Origin of the sequence: Dialister succinatiphilus (genome assembly GCF_928721695.1) — a bacterium.
GTDB classification, from domain to species: domain Bacteria; phylum Bacillota; class Negativicutes; order Veillonellales; family Dialisteraceae; genus Dialister; species Dialister succinatiphilus.
The window spans coordinates 1,407,499-1,430,650 of record NZ_OV788641.1; the positions used below are offsets into that span (position 1 = coordinate 1,407,499).

The following is a 23,152-nucleotide window of genomic DNA, read 5'->3' on the forward strand; positions in this document are numbered from 1 at the left end:
CAGGAGGTTTTTATGGAAACAATCGGTCTCTTGGCAGGTATCGGCACCCTTCCCGTGGAATTTACGGAGGCGGTGAAATCCCAGGGTTATCGGGTGGTATGCATTGCGGTGATTCCGGGCATTGATCCCCGTCTGAAAGATTTGGCAGACGCCTATTATGAAATCAGCGCATTCAAGCTGAATAAGGTGATTAAGACCCTGGTGAACGAAGGGGTGAAGGAAGTCACCATGATTGGCAAGGTGACGAAGGAGTGGCTTTTTAAAAACCATCCTTTCCCTGATCTTCGGGCCATCAAAGTATTGAACCGTTTAAGAAAAATGAATTTCAAGGACGACACAGTGACCCTGGCCATTGTGGAGGAACTGGCAAAGGACGGCATTTCCGTTCTTGACCAGACGAAGTATTTAAAGCCTCTTATGCCGGGGCCCCAGGTGTTTACGAAAAAGAAACCCACTGAGGCACAGATGGCTGATGTGGCTTTCGGCTTCAAGGCAGCCAAGGCCATCGGCGCCATGGATCTGGGACAGACAGTGGTGGTGAAAAACCAGGCTGTCATGGCAGTGGAAGCTATCGAAGGCACCGATGCCTGCATCCGCCGGGGCGGAAGTCTGGCCAGAGGCGGCGCGGTGGTGGTAAAGACGGCAAAGCCTTCCCAGGATACCCGGTTTGACATGCCTGCCGTGGGACTGACCACCCTTCATTCCATGGAAGAATCAGACTGCGCCGTACTGGCTATCGAGGCCTGGCACACCCTTTTTGCAGAAAAGGAAGCGGTCCTTGCAGAAGCGGACCGGAAGGGAATCGTGATTCTTGCGGTAGAACAGGATAAGATATGAAAATAATGATGTCTGCCGGAGAGGCTTCCGGCGATATGCATGCTGCTGCTGTGGCGGCAGAGCTGAAACGGATCATGCCGGAAGCGGACATATTCGGCATGGGCGGCGCCGACATGAGAAAGAGCGGTGTCCGTATTATATATGATATAGAAAATCTGGGCATTATCGGCGTGGTGGAAGTGATTCGCCATATCCCCTTCTTCTTCCGTCTCCGTGCTTTTCTGAAGAAAGCCATGGTGGAAGAGAAGCCGGATGTGCTGGTGTGCGTGGACTATCCGGGATTCAACATGAAACTGGCCCATGTGGCAAAGGAGCTGGGAATCCCGGTGATTTACTACATTGCGCCCACCATCTGGGCCTGGAATAAGGGCAGGGCCAAAAACATTGTGCGGGATGTGGAGCAGGTGGCTTCCATATTTCCTTTTGAGGCAGAGGCCTATCGGAAAGCAGGGGCCCGCGTCACTTTTGTGGGCCATCCCCTGGCGGATACGGTGAAGCCCTCCATGTCCTTTGAGGAGGCCATGAAATATTTTCATGGAGATCCCTCCAGGAAGCGAGTGCTCCTCATGCCGGGCAGCCGGAAAAATGAGGTAGCCGGCCTTCTTCCCATGATGCTGGAGGCGGCGAAAAGGCTGGAGGAAAAGGAAAGGTGCCAGTTTTTTATTCCCCGGGCCTCCACCATTCCCAAAGACATGCTTTTGGGAATCATAGGAAACACATCCCTTTCCATTGAAATCACCGAGGGTCATCAATATGATCTCATGCATATCTGCACCGCCTGCGTGGCATCTTCCGGCACAGCCACTCTGGAAACGGCTCTTATGGAGCTTCCTACGGTGCTGGTATACAGACTGGCGCCGATTACCTGGTTTTTGGCCAATCTTCTGGTTCATGTAAAATATGCAGGCCTTCCCAACCTTCTCCTGAACCGGGAGGTGACACCGGAGCTTCTCCAGGACAGGGCCAATGCGGATAACATAGTGTCCATCCTCCTTCCCTGGCTGGAAGATGAAAAGAAAAGGGAAAAGAATGTGGAAGAAATCCGGGAAGTGCGGAAAGCCCTTGGATCCGGCGGAGCTGTCCATCGGGTGGCCGAGCTTATTATAAAGACTGCAGGAGCGGTTCATGGCAAATAAACGAAGCAAATTAAACAGTTATAAAAGGCTTCTCCATTTTCTGAAGCCCTATATCAAACTGCTGATTATATCCATCATCTGTATGGTGGCTGTATCGGCATCCAATCTTTACGTTCCCTGGATTATCAAGGACGTCATCGATAAGGTACTGGAAGATAAAGACCTCACCATGCTTTATCTGATTATTATTTCCATTATTGTGGTGTTCTTCATCCGCGGTTCCACCACCTTTGCCCACCGCTACCTCATGGGGTACATCGGGCAGTCGGTGATCCGGGATTTACGAAACAAGCTCTACGAGCACCTGCAGAAGCTGCCGATTGCCTACTTTGATAAAAGGCGTACCGGTGAAATCATGAGTAATCTCACCAACGACATCGGCGCCCTGCAGACGGCCATGACCACCGATTTCATTATGCTGGTACAGGAAGGAGCCATTTTCATCGGTTCCTTTGCCGCCATGATTTACCTCCAGTGGAAGCTCACCATTCTCTGCCTTATCATTGTGCCTCTGGTGTCGGTGACCATCAAATTCTTCGGCAGGAAACTCCATTCCTCCGGCCGGAGCGTGCAGGAAAGACTGGCTGATGTGACGGCCATGCTGCAGGAAACCATTTCCGGCGTCCGCATCATCCGAAGCTTCAACCGCTGCGACTATGAAACGAAACGGTTCAGACAGGTGAACCAGAACAATTTCAAGGCAACTGTGAAATCCATCCGCCAGCAGAGCCAGCTTACGCCGGTAGTGGAATTTCTGGCGGCCCTGGCCATTACGGTAATTATCTGGTACGGCGGCGTGTCTGTCATTGACGGCATTATGACGGCCGGCGAGCTGATTGCCTTCCTTATTTATGCCATCAATCTGGCAAACCCCATCAAGCGTATTGCCGACAGCTACGGCAATATCCAGAAGTCCCTGGCAGCAGCGGACAGGGTTTTTGCCATCCTTGATGAAAAGGAAGAAGACCAGAACCATGAAGATGAAAAGCCCCTGGTAGTGAAGAAAGGGCTGGTGGAGGCAAAGCATGTACAGTTTGCCTATGAAGAAGGTCATCCGGTCCTCAGGGATTTGAATTTCAAAGCCAACCCCGGTGAAACCATTGCCATTGTAGGTCCTTCGGGGGCCGGCAAATCCACTATTGCCAACCTGCTTCCAAGGTTCTATGAAATCACCGGCGGTGAAATCGACATTGACGGCATGGATATCCGAAAGGCGGATCTGGGGTCCCTTCGCGACCAGATCGGCCTGGTGCCCCAGGATACTCTTCTTTTCAATACGTCCATCAAGGACAATGTGCTCTATGGCCGTCTGGATGCCACTGACGAAGAAGTGTGGGCGGCTGTCCGCTCTGCCAACGCGGAGAAATTTATCAGAGAACTGCCTGACGGCATTGATACCAGGGTAGGGGACCGGGGACTGATCCTCTCCGGCGGCCAGCGCCAGCGTATCGCCATTGCCCGGGCCATCCTGAAAAATCCGAAAATCCTTATCCTCGATGAAGCGACTTCCGCTCTGGATACGGAAAGTGAAAAAGTGGTGCAGGATGCTCTGGATAAACTGATGGTAGGCCGTACGGCTTTCGTCATCGCCCACCGGCTTTCCACCATTAAGAATGCAGACCAGATTCTGGTGCTGAATGACGGCGTCATTGCCGAACGGGGCACCCATGACGAACTGATGGCAAAGGGCGGTCTCTACTACGACCTCTACACCATGAGTGCCAAAGTGACAGAAGCAGAGGATTCGGTGGAAGACAAAAAGAAAGAGGGATAGTGAGCTGGTGAGCCAGTTTCCCGGTTTTTTCAAGACATTGGCAGCTGGACATAAGAAACAGGAACTTCCCTCAGCCCTCAAATCTCAAATCCCAAATCCCAAATCTCTTCTCCCCCTGATTGTTCCGACAAAGGAGATATCCCATTGTATTGGTTTTATAACATCTGTCTGGTGGCTTACTGGATTCTCCAGATTCCCCTTCTGATTTACCGTCTTGTATTTGAAGAAGGTTTTTATGACAGACTGAAGCAGAGTGCCGGCATCATGCCTACGCCTACGCTGCTGCAGATTGCAGACCACAATGCCATCTGGGTTCATGCCGCTTCCGTAGGGGAAGTGGTAGCAGCCAGCCCCATTGTGCGGGAGCTGAAGAAGAAATATCCCCAGGAAATGGTGGTGGTGTCCGTGGTTACCGCCACAGGCCACCGCATGGCCCAGCGCATTATCCCGGAAGCAGACGGGCATATATTCTTTCCCTTTGACCTGCCGGTCATTACGGAACGGATTGTAAATATCGTAAACCCCAAGGCCATTATCCTTATTGAAACGGAACTGTGGCCCAATTTCCTCCGCCTGGCCTGGAGAAAGAAGATACCGGTGATGATGATGAACGGCAGAATCAGCGGCCGCTCCATGCGCCGCTATTCCCTCATCAAGCGGTTTACCACCAGAATGCTCCTGCAGATCCGGAAATTCTGCATGCAGTCTAAAATCGACAGGGAACGCATTATTTCCATGGGAGCCATTCCCAAAAGGGTGGTTATTACAGGAAATACGAAGTATGACCAGACCTATGCGGAAGTGTCGGAAGAGGAACGGGCCAAGCTCAGAAGGGAATTCCGCTTTGAAGGGAAGGGCCCCATCATTGTGGCAGGCTCCACCCATGGCGGAGAAGAGGAAATCGTGGTACGCACCTTCGGAAAGGTTCTGGAAAAATATCCGGATGCCCGCCTTCTTCTGGCAGTCCGCGAAATTACCCGTGCCGCCTCGGTGCGGTTCATGATCAAACACCAGGGCTACACCGTGCTCCGCCGCTCTAAAATGGGAACGGATGAGGATGACGGCAAGGGCGCTCAGATTGTGATTCTGGACACCATCGGTGAACTGGGCCGGCTCTACAGCCTGGCAGATGTGGTGTTTGTGGGAGGCAGCTTTGTCAAAGTAGGGGGCCATAATATCCTGGAACCGGCAGCCCATGGAAAACCGGTGCTTGTAGGTCCCTATATGTTCAATTTCCAGGAAATCTTCGAGCTCCTTTCCCAGCGGGGCGTATGCATCATGACCCCCGATGAGAAATCCTTTGAAACCACACTTCTTGACCTTCTGGGGAATCCGGAGAAAATGAAGAAAATGGGAGAAGCGGCATTGGAAGTGGTTCATGAAAATCAGGGGGCCACAGAAAGAAATATTGCTTCCTTTGAGGAACTGGTGAAGGAATATGGTATCAAACTGAGGGAAAACGCATGAGTCTTGAAAATTACGTCACCGGCCTGATGAAGAATCCTTCTCCGGACCTGAAAGGGAGGCTCATGCTCTCTCTTCTGGACAAGCTGGAAAAGCTGTACCTGTCCCAGGTGGTGAAGCGCCGGGAGGCGGAAGAAAAAGCAGCAGAAGACTGCGGGATTCCTGTCATTTCCGTAGGCAATGTGACTGCCGGCGGCACAGGGAAGACCCCCTGTATCATCAAAATGGCGGACATGCTGGAAAAGGAAGGCTTCCATCCTGCCATTATCAGCCGGGGCTACCGGAGCGGCCTTGAAAAAGAGGGCGGCCTTGTTTCTGACGGGGCACATATCCTCGTTTCCCAGGCCATGGCAGGGGATGAGCCCTATATGATGGCCCTGAAACTGCCTCATGTACCGGTACTGGTAGGGAAAGACCGGCTGCGGTCGGTGGAAAAGGCGAAGAAGCTGAAAGCGGACATTCTCCTCATGGATGACGGTTTCCAGTATTGGAAACTGAAAAGGGACAGGGATCTGGTGCTTCTTGACTGTACCAATCCCTTCGGCTATGAACATGCCCTCCCCCGGGGGCTTCTCCGGGAGCCCCTGGATGCATTACAAAGGGCCAGCCTTTTCATTCTCACCAAGAGCGACCAGGTGAATGAGGAACAGGTGGAGGAAATCAGAAACCGGCTGGAAAAGCTGGCGCCGGGCATTCCTGTTATCTGTGCCTGCCACCGACCTTCCAGGGTCGTGGCCTTCACGAAATGGATGGAAAGGAACCATGAAGGTCCCCTTTCGCTGGTGAAAGGGAAAAGGGCTTACCTGGTTTCGGGCATAGGGAATCCGGCGGCCTTTGCCAGAACGGCCGGGGAGGCAGGCCTCTTCCTCACTGGTGAAATGGCCTATGATGACCATCATCATTACAGCGATGAGGATTTGAGAAACGTCATATCGGAAGCGTTGAAGTATGGCGCAGATATGATTGTGACCACTGAAAAAGATGCAGTGAAAATGATGAATCTGAAAGAAATCAAAAGAGCGGCCGTCCCCCTGTATGTACTGGAAATTGAAATGGCCTTTCCGGAGGGGGAAGCGGTTTTAAGGAAGCAATGGGAGGATTTGAAATGAAAGCTGTATGTATTATTCCGTCAAGGTACGCCTCTACCCGGCTTCCGGGCAAGCCCCTTCGCATGATTGCCGGCGAAACGCTGGTACATCGGGTGTATGAAAGAGCCCTTCTGGCCAAGGTGCCGGAACGGGTTATCGTGGCTACAGACCATGAAGATATTGAAAAAGAAGTGAAAGCCTTCGGCGGCCATGTGGTGATGACCTCTGTCAACCATCCCACCGGCACCGACAGGCTGGCAGAAGTGGCAGCAAAGTTTCCGCAGTATGATATTATTGTGAATGTACAGGGTGATGAACCGCTGATCGACCCCGACGTCATTGACGGGCTGGCCAAGGACCTGATGGACCATGAAGATCTGGACATGGCTACCGTGGCTACCCCTCTCAGAAAAGAGGAGTATAATGATCCCTCAGCGGTCAAAGTGGTGGTTAACCGGAAAGGAGAAGCCCTTTATTTCTCCCGCTCCCTGATTCCCTATCCCCGCCATGATTTTGCAGAACCGCCGCTGAAGCATGTGGGCATTTATGCTTACCGCCGGGATTTCCTTCTGGCTTATGCCAAAATGGAACAGACTCCGCTGGAAAAGACGGAATCCCTGGAACAGCTGCGGGCCCTGGAAATGGGCTATAAAATCGGCGTTATTTCTGTCAAAACCGAAGATATCGGTATTGATACAGAAGCAGACCTGAAGAAAGCCAATGAGTATTTTGAAAGGAATCACTTATGAAAACAATCCATGTAGGAAATCTGACACTGGATGGGGAAAAGCTCTTCCTCATCGCCGGCCCCTGCGTTATTGAAGGTTATGACCGCACGCTTATGATCGGCCGGGAAATCAAGAAAATCTGTGAACGGCTGGGGGTACAGTATATTTTCAAAGCATCCTATGATAAAGCCAACCGTTCCTCCTTCCATTCTTTCCGCGGACCGGGACTGGAAAAGGGCCTGGAAATCCTGGCGGATATCAAGAAGGAGCTGCAGGTGCCGGTACTGTCCGATGTCCATGATGTGACCCAGCTGGCTCCGGCATCCAAAGTGCTGGATATGCTGCAGATTCCTGCCTTCCTCTGCCGCCAGACAGACCTGGTTTACGGCGCTGCCATGACAGGCAAACCGGTGAATGTGAAAAAAGGCCAGTTTATGGCACCGGAAGACATGAAAAATGTGATTGAAAAAATGGAAGAAGCCCATAATCCGAACCTGGCAGTGACAGAACGGGGAGCATCCTTCGGCTACCATAACCTGGTGGTGGATATGCGCTCTTTCCCCATTATGCGTCAGTTCGGCTACCCCGTTATTTTTGATGCCACCCACAGCGTACAGCTCCCCGGCGGCATGGGAAGCTCCACCGGCGGACAGCGGGAATTCATTCCCTACCTGGCCCGGGCAGCGGCGGCTTCCGGCGTAGACGGCTTCTTCATGGAAGTCCATGATAATCCGCCGGAAGGCCTCTCTGATTCTACCAACATGCTTTATCTTTCTTCCCTGGAGGATCTTTTGAAAGACCTCATCGCCATTAACCAGGTGGTCAGGAAGGATAAGGAAAAGGGACTGGGTGGTCAGTGAGCTGGTGAGTTTCTCACAATAAAGACCGGGACCGGGGCTGTCAGCCTTCCTCCCTCTTAACCTGCTTCATTTGATATATTTCAAAGAAAAAGTATTGTATAATAATAAGATACGAAGATTCTTTTTCCTGTTTTCTTTTACAGTATTGTGGAGGCAGTATGTCAGTCATTGAAACAGCTTCGCGAGTGCTCCGCGATGAGGCGGACGCAGTCATTTCCCTGGTGGATAAGCTGGATGGCCAGTTTGAAGCGGCAGTCCATCTCATTGAAAGTGCCAAAGGCCGGGTGGTGCTGACGGGCATGGGCAAATCAGGACATATAGCCAGGAAGGTGGCGGCCACCATGGCCAGCACCGGTACGCCTGCCTTCTTTCTTCATCCGGCAGAAGGCATTCACGGCGATCTGGGCATGGTGACTGCCGATGACGTGGTGATTGCCTATTCCAACAGCGGTGAAACGGCGGAAGTACTGAACATCCTTCCTTCCCTGAAACGCATTGGCACCAAACTGGTGGCAGTTGTCGGAAATACCCGTTCCACCCTTGCCAGAAATGCGGATGCCGTGCTGGATGCAGGGGTGAAAAAGGAAGCAGACTCCCTGGGACTGGCACCTACCAGCTCCACCACCGCTGCCCTGGCTCTGGGAGATGCGCTGGCCGTATGCCTGATTGAAAGGCACCATTTCACTGCCGATAATTTTGCTATTTTCCATCCCGGCGGTTCTCTGGGGAAAAAACTCCTTCTGACGGTGGAAATGGTGATGCACAAAGGTGAAGAAAATCCGCTGATTCAGGAGACCGCTTCCGTGAAAGATGCCCTTTTCGTCATGACTGATAAGGGCCTGGGCGCCGTGTCCGTGGTGGACAGCAAGGGATGCCTGAAAGGGCTCATGACCGACGGCGATGTACGGCGGGGCCTGGAGAAGGGAGTGGATTTCCTGTCCCTTCCGGTGGATGCGGTAATGACCGTGAACCCCCAGGTGATTCACAAGGAAAAGCTGGCAGCCGAAGGACTCCACAAGATGGAAGAGCACCGGCCCCATCCCATTACGGTGCTTCCTGTGACCGATGATGAGGGAAAGGCCATCGGCATGATCCACATTACAGATCTCCTCAAGCAGGGGGTTATGTGATGAAGAATGCGGAAAGAATCAAGCTCTTTGCTTTTGATGTGGATGGCACTCTGACGCCGGGGTACCTGGTCATGGGAGAAAATGGAGAAATTTCCAAGATTTTCCACGCCAGGGACGGGCTGGCCATTGCCTTGGCCCATCGCATGGGCTATATCACCGGTTTCATTACCGGAAGGAAGAGTCCCATTGTGGAAAACCGGGGAAAAGAGCTGGCTGTGGATTTCGTCCTCATGGGTGTTGCAGACAAAGTGAAGGCCATGGAAGGCCTTCTGAAAACCTGTGGACTTTCCTGGGACGAAGCCGCTTACATGGGAGATGACCTGAATGATCTGCCTCTCATGGAAAAGGCCGGCTTTTCCGCCTGCCCCAAAGACGGAGTGAAGGAAGTACAAAAGGCGGCAGATTTCATTTCCTCCTGCCAGGGAGGAAAAGGCGCAGCCCGGGAGTTTATTGAAAAAGTGATGAAAACCCAGGGGCGCTGGAAGGAAGCCGTGGATTCCTATAGAAAGAAGCAGGATACTGTTTCACAGTAGTATCCTCAGGATATAATGATTAAGTTTTCCGGAAAGAAGTGAAGCCATGTTATTCAATGTACGTTACGGGATATTGAAGGGAATCAGCAGTCTTCTCTGCTCCATGTCCTACGACCGTATCCTGGCCATCGGGCGCTTTTTGGGGCCCTGCATTATGAACCGCATAGCAAAACAGAAGAAACGCGGAATCCGGCAGATCATGATCGGACTTGGCGTCTCTCGTCCGGAAGCGGAAAAACTGCTGCAGAAGGTGTATGAGCATATCGGCATGTCGGCCATGGAAATGCTCTACATGCCCCGTTTATGCCGGGAGAAGGACCATATCAACGATTATGTGAAAATCGACCATCCTGAATATCTGGAAGCGGCCTACGCGGAAGGAAAAGGCATAGTAGGTCTTACGGCCCACATGGGAAACTGGGAGTGGCTCGGTGCAGGTCTGGCCCTTCACGGCTATGATACGTCGGCCATCGGTAAAAAGCAGTCCGACGATGCCCTGATGAAGATGATCAACAGCTATCGGGCCATGGCGGGACAGCACATTTACCTCACCGGCACCGGGGGCTATGAAATGATTGCCGCAGCCCGGTCTATGAAAAAGAACCATATTTTGGGATTCCTTTCCGACAAGGACGGAAATAAGGTGGGTGTACCGGTGCTTTTTATGAACCGCGTATTCTCCTTCCCCCAGGGACCGGCGGTATTTGCCAAAAAATTCAAAGCCCCCATTGTTCCTATTTTCATCATAAGAAATCCGGGCGGGAGGGGCCATACCATCTGTGTAGGAAAACATTTCTACTACGAAGACACGGGAGACAGGAAGGGGGATCTCCTCCGGAACTCCCAGAAAATGGCTTCCATCATGGAGTCCTTCATCAAAGAACATCCTGAAGACTGGCTGTGGTTCCAGCACCTGTTCTGGACAAGGCCGGGAAAGATTAAAATGTATAATGAACTGGCTCCGGAAGACAAGAAAAAATTTGCATCCGGCATGGCTGAAGACTGGAACGAAACCAAAGGAGGAAAGGAATGAAAAAGAACCGGAATCTGATTCTGATTGTGGTAATCATACTCCTGCTCGCAGCAGGCATTTATTTCCTCTTTAAAGATGACAACAAGGGCATGAACACTGCTTCTTCCTCCGCTCCGTCCATTGAATTTCATAATTCCGACGTGAAGGAAACAAAGGATGGCAAGATTGTATGGCGTTTCAAGGCAGGCCATGCAACGGTGAGCAAGGACCAGAATTTTATTGATATGGAGCAGGTGGAAGGCGATTTTATGAAAGATGGTGATGAACTCCACCTGAAGGCTGATAAAGGCCGGATTGACCGTGGTGCCAAAACCGTTTATATTGAAGGAAATGTAGAAGGGTATGGCAGGGATGGCGAAGAGCTTTATGCCGAAAACCTGACCTACGATGGAAATAAGGATATCCTTTCCACAGATAAGGCTTTCGTGGTCAAGAAGGATGGAAAGGTACTGACTGCTGATGAGTTTGATGCGGATCGGGTCCTTCAGAAAATTACCGCCAGAGGACATGCAAAACTGGCAGAAGAGGAGGGGGCAAAGTGAGATTCTTATATACGGCGCTGGCAGCACTGGCTATTTCTGCAGGCGCTTTTGGAAGCGTTATGGCCGACGATATTACGGCAGATGTGCTGACCTATGATGGAAAAACAAAGGTGGTTACCGCTAAAGGCGACGTGGTGATCCATGCCAACCAGGGCGCTACTATTACCGGTGCCCAGGGCGAATACCATTTTGAAGACAGGAGCGCTTACCTGGAAGGAGGCGTCCGTTATGTAAAAGAGGCCACCACCCTTTCTGCAGACCGCATGTATCTCTATCAGGATAAGACGGCCCGGGGCATGGGAAGCGTTGATTTCCATGACGGGGCGGAAAACCGTACCCTGAAGGGAGACGACGTCATGTACAACCCGGATACGGGATTTGGGAAAATCGAAGGGAATGGCTATCTTTCCTCTCCCGATGGCACTCTGGAAGCTCCTCATATCGAGGGCAACCTGAAACAGGTCAAGGTCGTAGCCACCGGCGGGGTAAACCTGACCAGCAGCCTTCATAATGCTGTAGGCTATGGTGATGAGGCCGTCTATACAAGAACCGGCAGAGAAGGCACCGATGGCAAACTGGTGCTTTCCGGCAATGCCTGGGTGAACCAGAACGGCAATTCCTTCACCGGACCGGAACTGGTGCTCCGGGATGAGGATAAGGTAGTTGAAACGACAGGAAGAAGCACCATCGTTATTACCAATACAGGAAGCACGGAAGGCACCTCCGGTACCAGCGGCTCTTCCTCCAACACAGGAAGTGTGCCTCAGGGACCGGTAACGGCAGCCACTCCTATTGCAGGACGGCCTGAAGAAGCCGGGGCTCCTTTGGAGACCAGGGACAGCAAATGAAGATAGAAACACATAATCTCATCAAACGATATGGGGAAAGAACTGTAGTGGACCATGTGAATGTGGAAGTGGAGCAGGGAACCATCGTGGGCCTTCTGGGACCTAACGGCGCAGGCAAAACCACCACTTTCTATATGATCGTAGGCATTATCCAGCCCGACGAAGGAGACGTTACCGTAGACGGCACCTCCCTGGTGGGCATGCCCATCTACAAGCGCCATCAGTTCGGCATCGGCTACCTGCCGCAGGAAGCCTCGGTGTTCCGGAAGATGACCGTATGGGAAAACCTCATGTCCCTTCTGGAAACGAGAAAAGAACTGACCCCGGCCCAGAGGAAAGAAAAGGCAGAAGCCCTTCTGGACGAATTCCATATCGGCCATGTGAAAGACACCCAGGGGAATGCCCTCTCCGGCGGCGAACGGCGCCGCGTGGAAATCGCCAGGGCCCTGACCATGGACCCCGCCTTTATCCTTCTGGATGAACCTTTCGCAGGGGTGGATCCCCTGGCCGTGGAAGATATCCAGAGCGTAGTGATGCATTTGAAAACCAGGGGCATCGGCATTCTGATTACCGACCATAACGTGCGGGAAACTCTGCGCATTGTGGATAATGCCTATATCCTTTCGGAAGGAAAGATCCTTCTTAAGGGAAAGGCCCATGAAATTGCCGTCAATCCGGTGGCGAAGAAATTCTACTTGGGGGAAAATTTCAGCTTATGACAGATTCAACCAATCAGGGAGGGAAATTCTGATGAGACTTTTGGACAAATACACATTAAAAGAATTTCTCGGGCCCTTTCTTTTCGGCGTTGCAGCTTTTACAGCCATCTTTCTGGGGGCGGACACCCTCTTAAAGATCGCAAGCTACGTAACAAAATACGGCGCATCCCCTGTCTCCGCCCTTAAAATCTTTATCCTCGCACTGCCCCGCATCGTGGTATACACCTTCCCCATGGCAGTCCTTCTGGGCGCGCTTATGTGCTTCTCCCGACTGTCCGGCTCCAGCGAACTTATCGTCATGCGCTCCTCCGGCCAGAGCTTCCTTCGGCTGGCAGCGCCGGTATTCATTCTTTCCCTCTTCATCAGCCTCTGTGCCGTGGCATTCAATGAATATGTGGTGCCCTGGACGAATCGGGAATATGAATATGTGCTGAACACGGAAATCAAGAAGAACTTCAATCCCGGTGTCACGGACCATGTGGTGGTGCGGGATGTACAGAATGGGAAAATCGTTCACCTGCTCTATGCAAGACGGTACAATCCGGCCACCAAGGAACTGGAAAATATTACGGTCCAGGAATTCCAGAATGAAGAAGTGACCCGGGTGGAAAATGCCCCCAAGGCCATCTGGAAAAACGGCGTATGGATTATGAACGACGGCATCATCTATGATCTCACCGGCGACGGTGTGGACCGCATGATGCACTTTGACCGTCAGGAAATCCCCTATGCCCAGGCACCGGAAGATATTCCGAAGGAAAAGAAAAACTATGATGAAATGACCATCCGCGAACTGCTCCTGACCAAGAAGGCCTACGCGGCAGCCCATGCGGATACGACTCCCATTATGATGGAAGTGCACCGCCGCTTCTCCCTCCCCATGGCCAGCTTTGTTTTCGCCATCGTAGGAGCTCCCCTGGGCGTACAGAAGCAGAGATCCTCCTCCTCCATCGGCTTTGGCCTTTCCGTAGTCATCATCTTCCTCTACTACGCTATTATGACCTTCCTGGAAGCTCTGGGAAAAGGCCACGTCATGCCGGCCACCCTGGCCGTATGGCTGCCGAACCTTATTGCCCTCTTCACAGGCTGCTGGCTTATTCATCGAGTAGATAAATAAAAGAAAGAGTCGTGGGAATACCTGCGGCTCTTTTTTCATGGAAGGAAACCATTCGCAGCCAGTTTCCCGTCCGTCATGGGGATACTGCGAATCGCCTCCATAGGAAACCACGATTCCCCTTACCTTTTGCATACCGGTATTTCATAAAAGCAGAAAAAACGGTATAATAAAATAAGATTCTGCTGAGATATAAGTTTCAGATCAAATGAAAGGGAAGGAGGAGTTTCATGTTTATAGGGGCCGCCATATTTCTTGTCCTCATTGTCATGGGCGGGGTGATTGCCTTCCTGGGAGACCGTATCGGCTCCAAGGTAGGCAAAAAAAGGATGACTCTTTTCGGACTCCGGCCTAAATATACATCAGTCATCGTTACCATTATTTCGGGCGTACTCATTTCCTTTTCCACCGTGGCTGTCATGGCCGTGGTGAATGAAAATGTGAGGGTGGCTCTTTTTGGCCTGTCCAAACTGCAGACCCGGATGAATGACCTGAACCAGGAAATCAAGGTGAAGAACCGGGAACTGGAAAAGGGAAAGCTCCAGCTGGAAGCACGAAATAAAGAATATGAAGATGTGACAAAGAAATCGGAAGAAACGTCGAAGGAGCTGGACCGGGTGGAGAGCCAGCGCATTTATATGGAACAGGAACTCTCTTCTGTGCAGGATGCCTATGATGAAGCTAAGGCCGGTGTGGAACGGTCTGCTGCGGAAATCCGGGATCTGGAGAAAACAAAGGAAGATCTGAGCAGCAACATTCATACTCTGAACCAGGAAAAGAAAACCCTTCTGGAAAATATTTATGCCCTCCGCGAAGGACAGGTGGTCATGCAGGCAGGCCAGGTGCTTACCAGTGTTACGGTGGACGAAAACATGACAAGGGATCAGGCAGCCCATGTGCTGGAAAGTGTGCTGAACGATATTAACAACATGCTGAAGCAGCAGATGAACATTACCGATGAAAATGCCAACCTGGTCCGTATCAGCCAGGCCGATTTTGACAGCGCCGTCCAGGAAATCACCGGAGCAAAGAACAAGAAACTGGTCCGGATTGTGGCAGCCCAGAATCTGATCCGCGGTGAAAGACTGATTGTAGACTTTGATATCCATGACAACCGCCTTATCTTCAGCAGAGGGGAAACGATTTATCGCGGAAACCTGGATGCTTACCAGAATATTAAAAACTATGAACTCCAGGTGCTTCGTTTCCTAAAGGATCTGAACCGCTATGCCCAGTCCAAAGGCGTGCTGCCGGACCCCATTACCGGCAATGTAGGCGTGCTGGAAGGACAGGAGCTGATTGACGTGATCCAGAAGGTGAAGGAATACGGCGGTCAGTGCGTACTTACCGTCACCGCCAGAAGGGATATCTACTCCCAGGGGCCCCTCCTCATTGACGTACGGGTGGACAGGAAGGATGGAAATCCATGATACTCTCAGTTGATCCGGGCAGGGATAAGACGGGCTGCGCCGTGGTAGAGGAAGATGGCAGCCTGGTGGTGAAGAAAGTGATTCCCACAAAAAACTATGAAAAAGAAATAGCAAAGCTCCTCTCTTCCTTCACCCCCCGGGCCCTCATCATGGGTAACGGCACCCGCCACCGGGAAATGAAGGAACGAAGTGAGAAGCTGCTCCAGGCTATGGACAGGGATATCCCTGTGATTCTGGTGGATGAAAAATATACCACCGAAATGGGAGAGCAGTGGTATCGAAAAGACCATCCCCCCAAAGGCCTGGCCCGTCTCATTCCAGAGGGCATGCGCACCATTCCCGTGCCGGTGGATGACTATGTGGCCTGGATTATTGGAAATATCTACCTGGGTCATGTGAAAGCGGAAGACGTAGGCCATAGGAAGGTGTAGACGGCGTGGGATTATTTTGAATTATCACAATAGGAAACCCTTTGCGAGCAGTTTCCCATCCGTCATAGGAGCAGGGCAAGTCAACTTGTCAGGAAACGGGTTCACCCATATTTCTCATTTTTCCTCTTGACGAAATGGGAGAGATGTAATAAAATATCTAAGTGTCACGGGGCATAGCGCAGTTGGTAGCGCACCTGCTTTGGGAGCAGGGGGTCGCCAGTTCGAGTCCGGCTGCCCCGACCATAAATATGGCTCAGTAGCTCAGCTGGATAGAGCAACCGCCTTCTAAGCGGTGGGTCGTGGGTTCGAATCCCTCCTGGGTCACCAGCAGAAAAGCATTCCGGAAGGAATGCTTTTTTCATGAAGGGAAGAGGGCAGGCTTTTTGAAAATGCCTGCGCCTCCTTTCTATTGTTATGGGGAATATATTTTCTCTATTGATTTTTTTCTATTAGTAGAGTATCATTGTAGTCTAACTTAAGAAAAACAGGGCGGGCTATTTCATAAAAGGCTTCCGAGGAAGCAGGAAACAATCATATAGAAGCTCCCTGACAGATGTATATTGTAAAACATATTGGAATGTTTGAGGAGGTGTCCCTAATTTGGCAGCTAAGGCAGCACAGCTTGCACAGTGGCTAAAGGAACTGCAGGAACGGGTCAATGCGGATGGTAATCTTCCATATAATGAAATCATCCGTTTCACAAAAGAAAAATCATTGACACAGAAACAGTTGGATGGGATTTTTAATCTTCTTCATGAACACAATATTGATCTCGTTTATGATGAAGATGAAGACGCAGGAGAGCCGGATGAGGCTGATTTCAACGGAGATGATGATGATCTCTCCGAAGAAATGATTCTTGAAAACGAAGAAGACGGTCTGGAAGGCGATAAGGACTGGAACTCTTCCGATACAGCAGAAACGGAAGAGGCTGATTATGGAGCTGCCGGCGGTGTCAGCGACCCGGTACGGCTTTATCTTCGCGAATGTGGTGCTAATCCCCTGCTCAGTGCAGAACAGGAAATGAACCTGGCAAAGATTATCGAAAAGGGCAAGAAGAAGGATGCCACTCCGGAGGAGAAGGAAGCAGCAAGGGCTGCCAAGAAGGAAATGGCCAATGCCAATCTTCGTCTGGTGGTGTCCATTGCCAAGAAATATCCGGGCCGCGGCATGCCTTTCCTGGATCTGATTCAGGAAGGGAATATCGGTCTTCTGAAGGCAGTGGACAAGTTTGACTACACCAAGGGCTATAAGTTCTCTACCTATGCCACCTGGTGGATTCGTCAGGCCATTACCCGCTCCATTGCCGATCAGGCCCGCACCATCCGCGTGCCGGTACATATGGTGGAAACCATTAATAAGATGAACCGTGTAGGCCGCCGGTTCCTGCAGGAACATGGGCGGGAAGCCACCAATGAGGAACTGTCCAAGGAAATGGGCATCAGTGTGGAAAAAATCCGGGAAGCCAAGAAAGCAGCCCAGGATCCCATTTCCCTGGAAACGCCAATCGGTGAAAAGGAAGATTCCCATTTAGGCGATTTCATCGAAGACCAGAAGACAGCGTCTCCGGAAGATGAAGCAGCAGCTACCATGAGAAGAGAACAGGTCTACAAGATGCTGGATACCCTGACAGAAAGGGAAAAAGGCGTCCTGGCACTCCGCTTCGGCATGGATGACGGTACGCCTCGTACGCTGGAGGAAGTAGGCAAGCACTTTGGTGTAACCCGCGAACGTATTCGCCAGATCGAAGGAAAAGCGCTGAAAAAATTGAAAAAACAGGCCATGCCCATGGCAGGACTGTAAGGGAGAAGAGCTGTGCCGGAAAGGGCACGGCTCTTTTTTTCATCGGGTGCTGTATGGCATTCCCGAAGAGTCATCGGCATAAAGCTCCTGGCAGGTCGGGCCGCAGAGTGTCTTCATGAATTCGGTTTCTGAAATCATTTTTCACTGGCTTTTCTGTGTTTCCTGTAGTATAATATTCAAGCATTCAGCATCAAAGTACCTGCTTTTTCATTGCAATGGGAGAAAAAGTATGATACAATGCTACTGTTAGTCTGGACAGTCCTCTGCCAAAAGCGATCGGCATGAATGTCTTGTGAGAAGGAGGAAAAGATCGTGAACATTATTGAAACACTGGAAAATGAACAGCTCAGAAATGACATTCCTGAATTCCGCCCGGGGGACACCGTCAGAGTTCATGTAAAGGTTGTCGAAGGAAAGACTGAACGTGTACAGGTATTTGAAGGCATCGTAATTGCCCGTAAAAATGCCGGCGTAAGAGAAACTTTCACCGTTCGTCGTATTTCTTACGGCGTAGGCGTTGAAAGAACATTCCTGGTTCATTCTCCCCGTCTGGAAAAGATTGAAGTGAAGCGCCGCGGCATTGTTCGTCGTGCTAAACTGTTCTATCTGCGCGGCCTGTCTGGTAAAGCAGCTAGAATCAAGGAAAGAAAATAATGGTAAAAAAACTGCAGCGCTGCTGCAGTTTTTTTATTGGAAAAAATAGACTCTATTCAGAGACCTCTGTTTTTCTCATTGCCCGGATGTGATAGAATAGTAAAAGTGCAGGGAGGGCACAGGGTTTTGGTATTTTATAAGTGAGGAACCTATGAAATATAAATATGTCATTCCGGCAGTCTTATTATCTTTAGGAATGGTACTGCCTGTTTCTGCTAATAAAATAAAGAATGTATTCGTGGTGGATGAGCTGACGGTGGAAGTGGAAATGGCGGATCCTCTGACGAAGGAGGAGCTTGATCCCGCCCGTTTCCTGGCAAAGGACTATGAGCCGGCGTTTACTTTTAATGAGGGGGTAGAGGCTGTAGGCCTTCCGGTTCCCCAGAAGAGCGATGGATTCCATTACAACATTTACCGCATTGCGGTGAATGGACTGGATGTGGGCCCCATTTATCAGATTTCCTACCGCAAACAGAAACCGAAAACATTCAAATTTTATGGCGGAAGAGAGCAGGTGGACAAGTATCGCGATCGATATGGAAGCTATTTCTGATTTCATGAAAGGATATCTATGCATATTGTGTTAGTGGAGCCGGAAATTCCGGGCAATACAGGAAATATTTCCCGCCTCTGCGCAGCGGAGCATCTGACTCTACATCTGGTGGAACCCCTTGGTTTTTCCATTGATGACAAGCATCTGAAAAGGGCGGGCCTGGATTACTGGGACCTTCTGGAGGTTCATGTGCATCCCGATTTTTCATCGGTGGAACGGATGCTGAAGGGCCATCATTTTTATTACAATACCACCAAGGCCGTGAAGGCCTACACCCAGGTATCCTTCAGGGAAGATGATGTGCTGGTATTCGGCAAGGAAACCAAAGGGCTTCCGGAGGATATGCTCCTGGCCCACCGGGAGGACTGTATCCGGATTCCCATGATAGAAGAAGCTCGCTCTCTCAATTTATCCAACGCGGTGGCCATTGTGGCACTGGAAGCACTGAGGCAGACCGGTTTTCCCCATCTTTTGAAGGAAAGCGGCCGGTTGTTTAAAGGAGGCAGGGACACCCATGAATACGTATGATGCAGCTTATGATCTGGCAAGGGCCATCAAGGAAAGCGATGAAATGAAACGTTTGACTGCGGCAGCTGAAAAGATCAAGGGTGATGAGGAAGCCAGGAAAATGGTGAAGGAATATATCATGGCCCAGATGAAAGCTGATTATGCCAAACTGGCAGGACAGAAGGAAGACGAGGACAGCTACCAGCATCTGCAGGAGCTGGCTGTTCTGGTAAGCAACAACAGCAATGCCCAGGAATATCTCCAGGCATTTATCCGTTGGAATCAGGTAGCTGCGGATTTGCAGAAGATTGTATCCGATGCAATGGCGCAGGGTATGGATGTATTGGAATTGAATAAACAATGACAGACTGGAAAGCATTTCTTGATGGAATTTTAACTGAACGGCAGTACAAGCTGGATGAACCTATGAGCCGCCACACCACTTATGGCATCGGCGGACCGGCAGACTGCTTTGTCATGCCCCAGACCACGGAGGAACTGAAGAAGGTTCTTTCTAGAGCTCATGAGGAGGGCATTCCCGTCACCTTTATCGGCGGCGGCTCCAACCTTCTGGTATCGGATCTGGGCATTCGGGGGATTACGGTGTGCACCAGCCGCCTGAAGCAGGACATGACCTGTCATGAAACCTGGATTACTGCCATGGGCGGCGTAGGCACCGGCACCATTTCCCGCTTTGCGGAAAAGAACAGCCTCAAAGGTTTTGAATGGGCTGTGGGTATTCCTGGCACCCTCTGCGGCGCTGTATTCATGAATGCCAATGGCTACGGCAGTCAGATGAAGAACGTGGTGGAGGAAGTGTATACCATTTCCAGTGACGGCACGGAAGACCGTACCTATGGATGGGATGATCTCCATTATGGCGACAGCGACAGCGTTTTCATGCATAACGGTGATATCATTGTGGGGGCCAAGCTCCATCTGGCACCGGGCAATGCTGATGAAATCAAGAGGAACATGACGGAACACCAGATTTCCAGAAGAACCAAGCAGCCTCTGGAAAAGAGGAGCGCCGGCACCATGTACCTCCGTCCGCCGGGATACCATGTGGGACCCATGATTAAGGACTGCGGCCTCATCGGCTTCTCCGTCGGAGATGCCCAGGTGTCCACCAAGCATCCGGATTTTGTGGTGAATAACGGCCACGCTTCCTGCAAGGATGTACTGGCAGTGCTCCATGAAGTGCAGAAGCGGATTATGGACAATTACCATATCCACGTACCCCTGGATGTGCGGATTCTTGGTGAAGGGGTCAAACAGGAAAGATAAGGAGTCACTGGTTTCTTCATGGAATCAGGGGCCGCATACAAAAAGAACCGGCTTTGTGAGCCGGTTCTTTTTGTATGTCTCTTTTGGCTATGATTTTTTTTTAATAAAGGACTTGCATTTTTGAGAAAAGTTATGTATTATAGAAAAGTAAGTTAGCACTCGATGCTAGTGAGTGCTAATAGTCAAAGGAGGAATAAACATGTTAAAACCATTGGCAGATCGTGTTCTCGTTAAAGTTGATGAAGAAGAAACTAAGACCAAAGGCGGAATCCTGATTCCGGATACAGCTCAGAAAAAATCCCAGAAAGGTACAGTGATGGCTATCGGTTCCGGCAAAGTGCTGGACAATGGTACCCGTCTTCCTTTTGAAGTCAAAGTAGGAGACCATGTGCTCTTTGCTAAATATTCCGGCGTAGATATTGATGAAGACGGTGAAAAATACCTGCTTCTTGCTGAAAGAGATATCCTCGCTATTCTTTAATTTTTAGTTTTCAAATCTTAGGAGTGATATAAATGGCTAAAAAAGTACTTTATAATGAAGAAGCCCGCGCAGCTCTTCTGAAGGGCGTTGACCAGCTGGCTAATGCAGTCAAGATTACCCTGGGACCGAAAGGCCGCAATGTGGTTCTTGATAAGAAATTCGGCGCTCCGAACATCGTAAACGACGGTGTTTCCATTGCCCGTGAAATCGAACTGAAGGATCCCTTTGAAAACATGGGTGCCCAGCTTGTTAAAGAAGTAGCCACCAAGACCAATGATGTAGCCGGCGACGGCACCACCACTGCAACCCTGCTGGCTCAGTCCATGATTCATGAAGGCATGAGAAACGTAGCTGCCGGTGCCAACCCCATGGTCCTGAAGAAGGGCATTGAAGAAGCAGTGAAAGTTCTTGTAGATGAAATCAAGAAGAAGGCTGTTCCTGTAAAGACAAAGGAAGCCATTGCTCAGGTTGCTTCCATTTCCTCTGCTGATAAGACCATCGGCGGCCTCATTGCTGACGCTATGGAAAAAGTCGGCAACGACGGCGTTATTACAGTAGAAGATTCCAAGACCATGGGCACCAGCCTGAAGGTGGTGGAAGGCATGCAGTTCGACCGCGGCTACCTCTCCCCATACATGGTAACTGACCCGGATAAGATGGAATGCGTCATGGATAACCCATACATCCTCATTACCGACAAGAAGATCAACATGCTGCAGGATCTGCTCCAGCTCTTGGAACAGGTTGCCCGCTCCGGCAAGGAACTCCTGATTATTGCTGAAGATGTGGAAGGCGAAGCACTGGCTACCCTGGTAGTGAACAGACTCCGCGGCACCCTGAAATGCGCTGCTGTCAAAGCTCCGGGATTCGGCGATCGCCGCAAAGCTATGCTGGAAGATATTGCCATCCTTACCGGCGGCCATGTAATTTCTGATGATATGGGCCGCAAGCTCCAGAGCGCAACCCTGGATGACCTGGGCACTGCTCATCAGATCCGCATCACCAAGGACAACACCACCATCGTAGGCGGTGCCGGTGACAAGGATGCCATCAAACACAGAGTGGAACAGATTCGTGAACAGTACAAGGCAGCTGTTTCCCAGTTCGATAAAGATAAACTCCAGGAACGTCTGGCTAAGATGAGCGGCGGCATTGCTGTCATCGAAGTAGGCGCAGCTACTGAAGTAGAAATGAAAGATAAGAGACTCCGCATTGAAGATGCTCTGAATGCTACCAGAGCTGCTGTAGAAGAAGGTATCGTTGCCGGCGGCGGCACAACCTTCCTGGATATCCAGAGCAGCCTTGATTCCATCAAAGCAGAAGGGGACGTAAAGACCGGCGTGAACCTGGTTCGTCATGCCATCGAAGCTCCTGTACGCCAGATTGCCGACAACGCAGGTCTGGAAGGCGCTATCGTAGCTGAAAAGGTCAAAGAAGCAGGCGACGGCATCGGCTACAACGCAGCAGAAGATAAGTATGAAGATATGCTGGCAGCAGGCATTGTAGACCCGGCTAAAGTAACCAGAAGCGCACTGCAGAATGCAGCATCCATTGCTGCCCTCGTTCTCACCACGGAAGCTGTAGTAGGCGATATTCCGGAAGAAAAACCGGCTATGCCTCCTATGCCCCAGGGCGGAATGATGTAATCTGATTCATCATCAGACCATGTAGTATGTAAAAAGACTGTGAGATCATGAACCTATGGTTTCACAGTCTTTTTGTAACCGGATTTTCCGGAAAAACGAAAATTTTGCGGCCGTCACATTTTCCTTTTATAAACCATGATACAATAGGAGCATGAAAGGAAGTCTTGACTATGGACATACAGTTGAAACGGGTATATGAAAGTCCGGAAGAATCGGATGGATACAGGATTCTGACGGACCGGCTGTGGCCGAGGGGCATTTCCAGGGAAAAAGCGGCACTGGACCTTTGGGCCAAAGACATGGCTCCCTCTTCGGAGCTTCGGAAATGGTTCGGCCATGATCCGGAAAAATATGAGGCATTCAGGGAAAAGTATCTGCAGGAGCTGGATCATAATCCGGGAAAGGAGGATTTCCTTTCCCTGGTGAAAAGCCATCTTAAGGAGGGCAGGGTGACTCTTCTCTATGGAGCCAGAGACAGGGAACACAACCAGGCCGTGGTACTGCACCATTTTCTGGAAAAGGCCTTTTCGTAAAATGCAGGATGAGGAGATACC

General features: G+C 50.7%; 25 protein-coding genes and 2 tRNA genes. All 27 read left to right on the plus strand.

The features are described from left to right. Positions 1 to 12: 12 nt before the first annotated feature. The 27 genes from NW747_RS05765 (at position 13) to NW747_RS05895 (ending at position 23,131) form a co-directional block, all read left to right on the plus strand. Positions 13 to 837, plus strand: coding sequence for an LpxI family protein (locus tag NW747_RS05765; RefSeq protein ID WP_008860448.1), 825 nt, complete (start codon positions 13 to 15; stop codon positions 835 to 837). Further along, positions 834 to 1,973, plus strand: a complete 1,140-nt coding sequence (gene lpxB, locus NW747_RS05770) for a lipid-A-disaccharide synthase (RefSeq protein ID WP_273185843.1) — start codon at positions 834 to 836, stop codon at positions 1,971 to 1,973. Before NW747_RS05765 ends, lpxB begins: the two co-directional genes overlap by 4 nt. Next, positions 1,963 to 3,747 (plus strand): ABC transporter ATP-binding protein, encoded by a 1,785-nt coding sequence (locus NW747_RS05775; RefSeq protein WP_273185846.1) that lies wholly within the window; start codon positions 1,963 to 1,965, stop codon positions 3,745 to 3,747. Before lpxB ends, NW747_RS05775 begins: the two co-directional genes overlap by 11 nt. 144 nt (positions 3,748 to 3,891) lie before the next feature. Continuing rightward, the gene (locus NW747_RS05780) at positions 3,892 to 5,214 is read left to right on the plus strand and encodes a 3-deoxy-D-manno-octulosonic acid transferase (protein WP_008860451.1); all 1,323 of its coding nucleotides are present in this window, start codon (positions 3,892 to 3,894) and stop codon (positions 5,212 to 5,214) included. After that, a complete protein-coding gene (lpxK, locus tag NW747_RS05785) occupies positions 5,211 to 6,320 on the plus strand; it encodes a tetraacyldisaccharide 4'-kinase (RefSeq protein ID WP_273185849.1) in 1,110 nt (369 codons plus the stop codon). Before NW747_RS05780 ends, lpxK begins: the two co-directional genes overlap by 4 nt. Then, entirely contained in the window at positions 6,317 to 7,048 is a 732-nt protein-coding gene (kdsB, locus tag NW747_RS05790; RefSeq protein ID WP_273185851.1) for a 3-deoxy-manno-octulosonate cytidylyltransferase, read from the plus strand. Before lpxK ends, kdsB begins: the two co-directional genes overlap by 4 nt. Then, entirely contained in the window at positions 7,045 to 7,887 is an 843-nt protein-coding gene (gene kdsA, locus NW747_RS05795; RefSeq protein WP_008860454.1) for a 3-deoxy-8-phosphooctulonate synthase, read from the plus strand. Before kdsB ends, kdsA begins: the two co-directional genes overlap by 4 nt. Positions 7,888 to 8,045: 158 nt before the next feature. Continuing rightward, positions 8,046 to 9,017, plus strand: coding sequence for a KpsF/GutQ family sugar-phosphate isomerase (locus NW747_RS05800; protein WP_273185854.1), 972 nt, complete (start codon positions 8,046 to 8,048; stop codon positions 9,015 to 9,017). After that, the gene (locus NW747_RS05805) at positions 9,017 to 9,550 is read left to right on the plus strand and encodes a KdsC family phosphatase (RefSeq protein WP_273185857.1); all 534 of its coding nucleotides are present in this window, start codon (positions 9,017 to 9,019) and stop codon (positions 9,548 to 9,550) included. The genes NW747_RS05800 and NW747_RS05805 overlap by 1 nt, the downstream gene beginning before the upstream one ends. A gap of 46 nt (positions 9,551 to 9,596) precedes the next feature. Then, positions 9,597 to 10,583, plus strand: a complete 987-nt coding sequence (locus NW747_RS05810; protein WP_273185860.1) for a lysophospholipid acyltransferase family protein — start codon at positions 9,597 to 9,599, stop codon at positions 10,581 to 10,583. Continuing rightward, positions 10,580 to 11,125, plus strand: coding sequence for an LPS export ABC transporter periplasmic protein LptC (gene lptC / locus NW747_RS05815; protein WP_008860458.1), 546 nt, complete (start codon positions 10,580 to 10,582; stop codon positions 11,123 to 11,125). The genes NW747_RS05810 and lptC overlap by 4 nt, the downstream gene beginning before the upstream one ends. Continuing rightward, positions 11,122 to 11,973 carry an LptA/OstA family protein gene (locus NW747_RS05820; RefSeq protein ID WP_008860459.1) on the plus strand — a complete coding sequence of 284 codons (852 nt, stop codon included), beginning with the start codon at positions 11,122 to 11,124 and terminating at the stop codon, positions 11,971 to 11,973. Before lptC ends, NW747_RS05820 begins: the two co-directional genes overlap by 4 nt. Further along, a complete protein-coding gene (lptB, locus tag NW747_RS05825; protein ID WP_273095607.1) occupies positions 11,970 to 12,692 on the plus strand; it encodes an LPS export ABC transporter ATP-binding protein in 723 nt (240 codons plus the stop codon). Before NW747_RS05820 ends, lptB begins: the two co-directional genes overlap by 4 nt. 31 nt (positions 12,693 to 12,723) lie before the next feature. Continuing rightward, positions 12,724 to 13,809, plus strand: coding sequence for an LptF/LptG family permease (locus NW747_RS05830; RefSeq protein WP_008860461.1), 1,086 nt, complete (start codon positions 12,724 to 12,726; stop codon positions 13,807 to 13,809). Positions 13,810 to 14,036: 227 nt separating this feature from the next. Continuing rightward, a complete protein-coding gene (locus NW747_RS05835; RefSeq protein WP_008860462.1) occupies positions 14,037 to 15,236 on the plus strand; it encodes a DUF3084 domain-containing protein in 1,200 nt (399 codons plus the stop codon). Continuing rightward, entirely contained in the window at positions 15,233 to 15,667 is a 435-nt protein-coding gene (ruvX, locus tag NW747_RS05840; RefSeq protein ID WP_008860463.1) for a Holliday junction resolvase RuvX, read from the plus strand. Before NW747_RS05835 ends, ruvX begins: the two co-directional genes overlap by 4 nt. Before the next feature lie 167 nt (positions 15,668 to 15,834). Further along, positions 15,835 to 15,910 (plus strand) — tRNA-Pro (locus NW747_RS05845). Positions 15,911 to 15,917: 7 nt separating this feature from the next. Next, positions 15,918 to 15,994: transfer RNA gene (locus tag NW747_RS05850), tRNA-Arg, on the plus strand. Between the two features lie 273 nt (positions 15,995 to 16,267). Beyond that, on the plus strand, positions 16,268 to 17,470 hold the full coding sequence (gene rpoD / locus NW747_RS05855) for an RNA polymerase sigma factor RpoD (protein WP_008860464.1): 1,203 nt from the start codon (positions 16,268 to 16,270) through the stop codon (positions 17,468 to 17,470). Positions 17,471 to 17,782: 312 nt separating this feature from the next. After that, on the plus strand, positions 17,783 to 18,124 hold the full coding sequence (gene rplS, locus NW747_RS05860) for a 50S ribosomal protein L19 (protein WP_008860465.1): 342 nt from the start codon (positions 17,783 to 17,785) through the stop codon (positions 18,122 to 18,124). Between the two features lie 151 nt (positions 18,125 to 18,275). Then, positions 18,276 to 18,677 (plus strand): hypothetical protein, encoded by a 402-nt coding sequence (locus NW747_RS05865; protein ID WP_008860466.1) that lies wholly within the window; start codon positions 18,276 to 18,278, stop codon positions 18,675 to 18,677. 18 nt (positions 18,678 to 18,695) lie between these two features. Beyond that, complete coding sequence (locus NW747_RS05870) at positions 18,696 to 19,205, plus strand: tRNA (cytidine(34)-2'-O)-methyltransferase (protein WP_008860467.1); 510 nt, start codon at positions 18,696 to 18,698, stop codon at positions 19,203 to 19,205. Next, the gene (locus NW747_RS05875; RefSeq protein ID WP_008860468.1) at positions 19,192 to 19,548 is read left to right on the plus strand and encodes a YlbF/YmcA family competence regulator; all 357 of its coding nucleotides are present in this window, start codon (positions 19,192 to 19,194) and stop codon (positions 19,546 to 19,548) included. The genes NW747_RS05870 and NW747_RS05875 overlap by 14 nt, the downstream gene beginning before the upstream one ends. Continuing rightward, complete coding sequence (gene murB / locus NW747_RS05880; RefSeq protein ID WP_273185867.1) at positions 19,545 to 20,471, plus strand: UDP-N-acetylmuramate dehydrogenase; 927 nt, start codon at positions 19,545 to 19,547, stop codon at positions 20,469 to 20,471. The genes NW747_RS05875 and murB overlap by 4 nt, the downstream gene beginning before the upstream one ends. Positions 20,472 to 20,670: 199 nt before the next feature. Next, complete coding sequence (gene groES, locus NW747_RS05885; RefSeq protein WP_008860470.1) at positions 20,671 to 20,952, plus strand: co-chaperone GroES; 282 nt, start codon at positions 20,671 to 20,673, stop codon at positions 20,950 to 20,952. Positions 20,953 to 20,984: 32 nt separating this feature from the next. Continuing rightward, positions 20,985 to 22,598: a chaperonin GroEL gene (gene groL, locus NW747_RS05890; protein WP_008860471.1), complete on the plus strand. Its 1,614-nt coding sequence runs from the start codon at positions 20,985 to 20,987 to the stop codon at positions 22,596 to 22,598. 170 nt (positions 22,599 to 22,768) lie between these two features. Beyond that, on the plus strand, positions 22,769 to 23,131 hold the full coding sequence (locus tag NW747_RS05895; RefSeq protein WP_273185870.1) for a DUF488 domain-containing protein: 363 nt from the start codon (positions 22,769 to 22,771) through the stop codon (positions 23,129 to 23,131). Positions 23,132 to 23,152 lie beyond the last annotated feature (21 nt).

What these genes read in the sequence shown, in the direction of transcription:
- NW747_RS05775 (WP_273185846.1), top strand. Translation starts at nt 1,963, where the DNA reads ATGGCAAATAAACGAAGCAAATTAAACAGTTATAAAAGGCTTCTCCAT.
- NW747_RS05805 (WP_273185857.1), top strand. Translation starts at nt 9,017, where the DNA reads ATGAAGAATGCGGAAAGAATCAAGCTCTTTGCTTTTGATGTGGATGGC.
- NW747_RS05800 (WP_273185854.1), top strand. Translation starts at nt 8,046, where the DNA reads ATGTCAGTCATTGAAACAGCTTCGCGAGTGCTCCGCGATGAGGCGGAC.
- groL (WP_008860471.1), top strand. Translation starts at nt 20,985, where the DNA reads ATGGCTAAAAAAGTACTTTATAATGAAGAAGCCCGCGCAGCTCTTCTG.
- lptC (WP_008860458.1), top strand. Translation starts at nt 10,580, where the DNA reads ATGAAAAAGAACCGGAATCTGATTCTGATTGTGGTAATCATACTCCTG.
- NW747_RS05765 (WP_008860448.1), top strand. Translation starts at nt 13, where the DNA reads ATGGAAACAATCGGTCTCTTGGCAGGTATCGGCACCCTTCCCGTGGAA.
- lpxK (WP_273185849.1), top strand. Translation starts at nt 5,211, where the DNA reads ATGAGTCTTGAAAATTACGTCACCGGCCTGATGAAGAATCCTTCTCCG.
- NW747_RS05810 (WP_273185860.1), top strand. Translation starts at nt 9,597, where the DNA reads ATGTTATTCAATGTACGTTACGGGATATTGAAGGGAATCAGCAGTCTT.
- lptB (WP_273095607.1), top strand. Translation starts at nt 11,970, where the DNA reads ATGAAGATAGAAACACATAATCTCATCAAACGATATGGGGAAAGAACT.
- NW747_RS05830 (WP_008860461.1), top strand. Translation starts at nt 12,724, where the DNA reads ATGAGACTTTTGGACAAATACACATTAAAAGAATTTCTCGGGCCCTTT.
- kdsA (WP_008860454.1), top strand. Translation starts at nt 7,045, where the DNA reads ATGAAAACAATCCATGTAGGAAATCTGACACTGGATGGGGAAAAGCTC.
- groES (WP_008860470.1), top strand. Translation starts at nt 20,671, where the DNA reads ATGTTAAAACCATTGGCAGATCGTGTTCTCGTTAAAGTTGATGAAGAA.
- NW747_RS05865 (WP_008860466.1), top strand. Translation starts at nt 18,276, where the DNA reads ATGAAATATAAATATGTCATTCCGGCAGTCTTATTATCTTTAGGAATG.
- NW747_RS05835 (WP_008860462.1), top strand. Translation starts at nt 14,037, where the DNA reads ATGTTTATAGGGGCCGCCATATTTCTTGTCCTCATTGTCATGGGCGGG.
- NW747_RS05895 (WP_273185870.1), top strand. Translation starts at nt 22,769, where the DNA reads ATGGACATACAGTTGAAACGGGTATATGAAAGTCCGGAAGAATCGGAT.
- NW747_RS05870 (WP_008860467.1), top strand. Translation starts at nt 18,696, where the DNA reads ATGCATATTGTGTTAGTGGAGCCGGAAATTCCGGGCAATACAGGAAAT.
- lpxB (WP_273185843.1), top strand. Translation starts at nt 834, where the DNA reads ATGAAAATAATGATGTCTGCCGGAGAGGCTTCCGGCGATATGCATGCT.
- ruvX (WP_008860463.1), top strand. Translation starts at nt 15,233, where the DNA reads ATGATACTCTCAGTTGATCCGGGCAGGGATAAGACGGGCTGCGCCGTG.
- murB (WP_273185867.1), top strand. Translation starts at nt 19,545, where the DNA reads ATGACAGACTGGAAAGCATTTCTTGATGGAATTTTAACTGAACGGCAG.
- NW747_RS05875 (WP_008860468.1), top strand. Translation starts at nt 19,192, where the DNA reads ATGAATACGTATGATGCAGCTTATGATCTGGCAAGGGCCATCAAGGAA.
- kdsB (WP_273185851.1), top strand. Translation starts at nt 6,317, where the DNA reads ATGAAAGCTGTATGTATTATTCCGTCAAGGTACGCCTCTACCCGGCTT.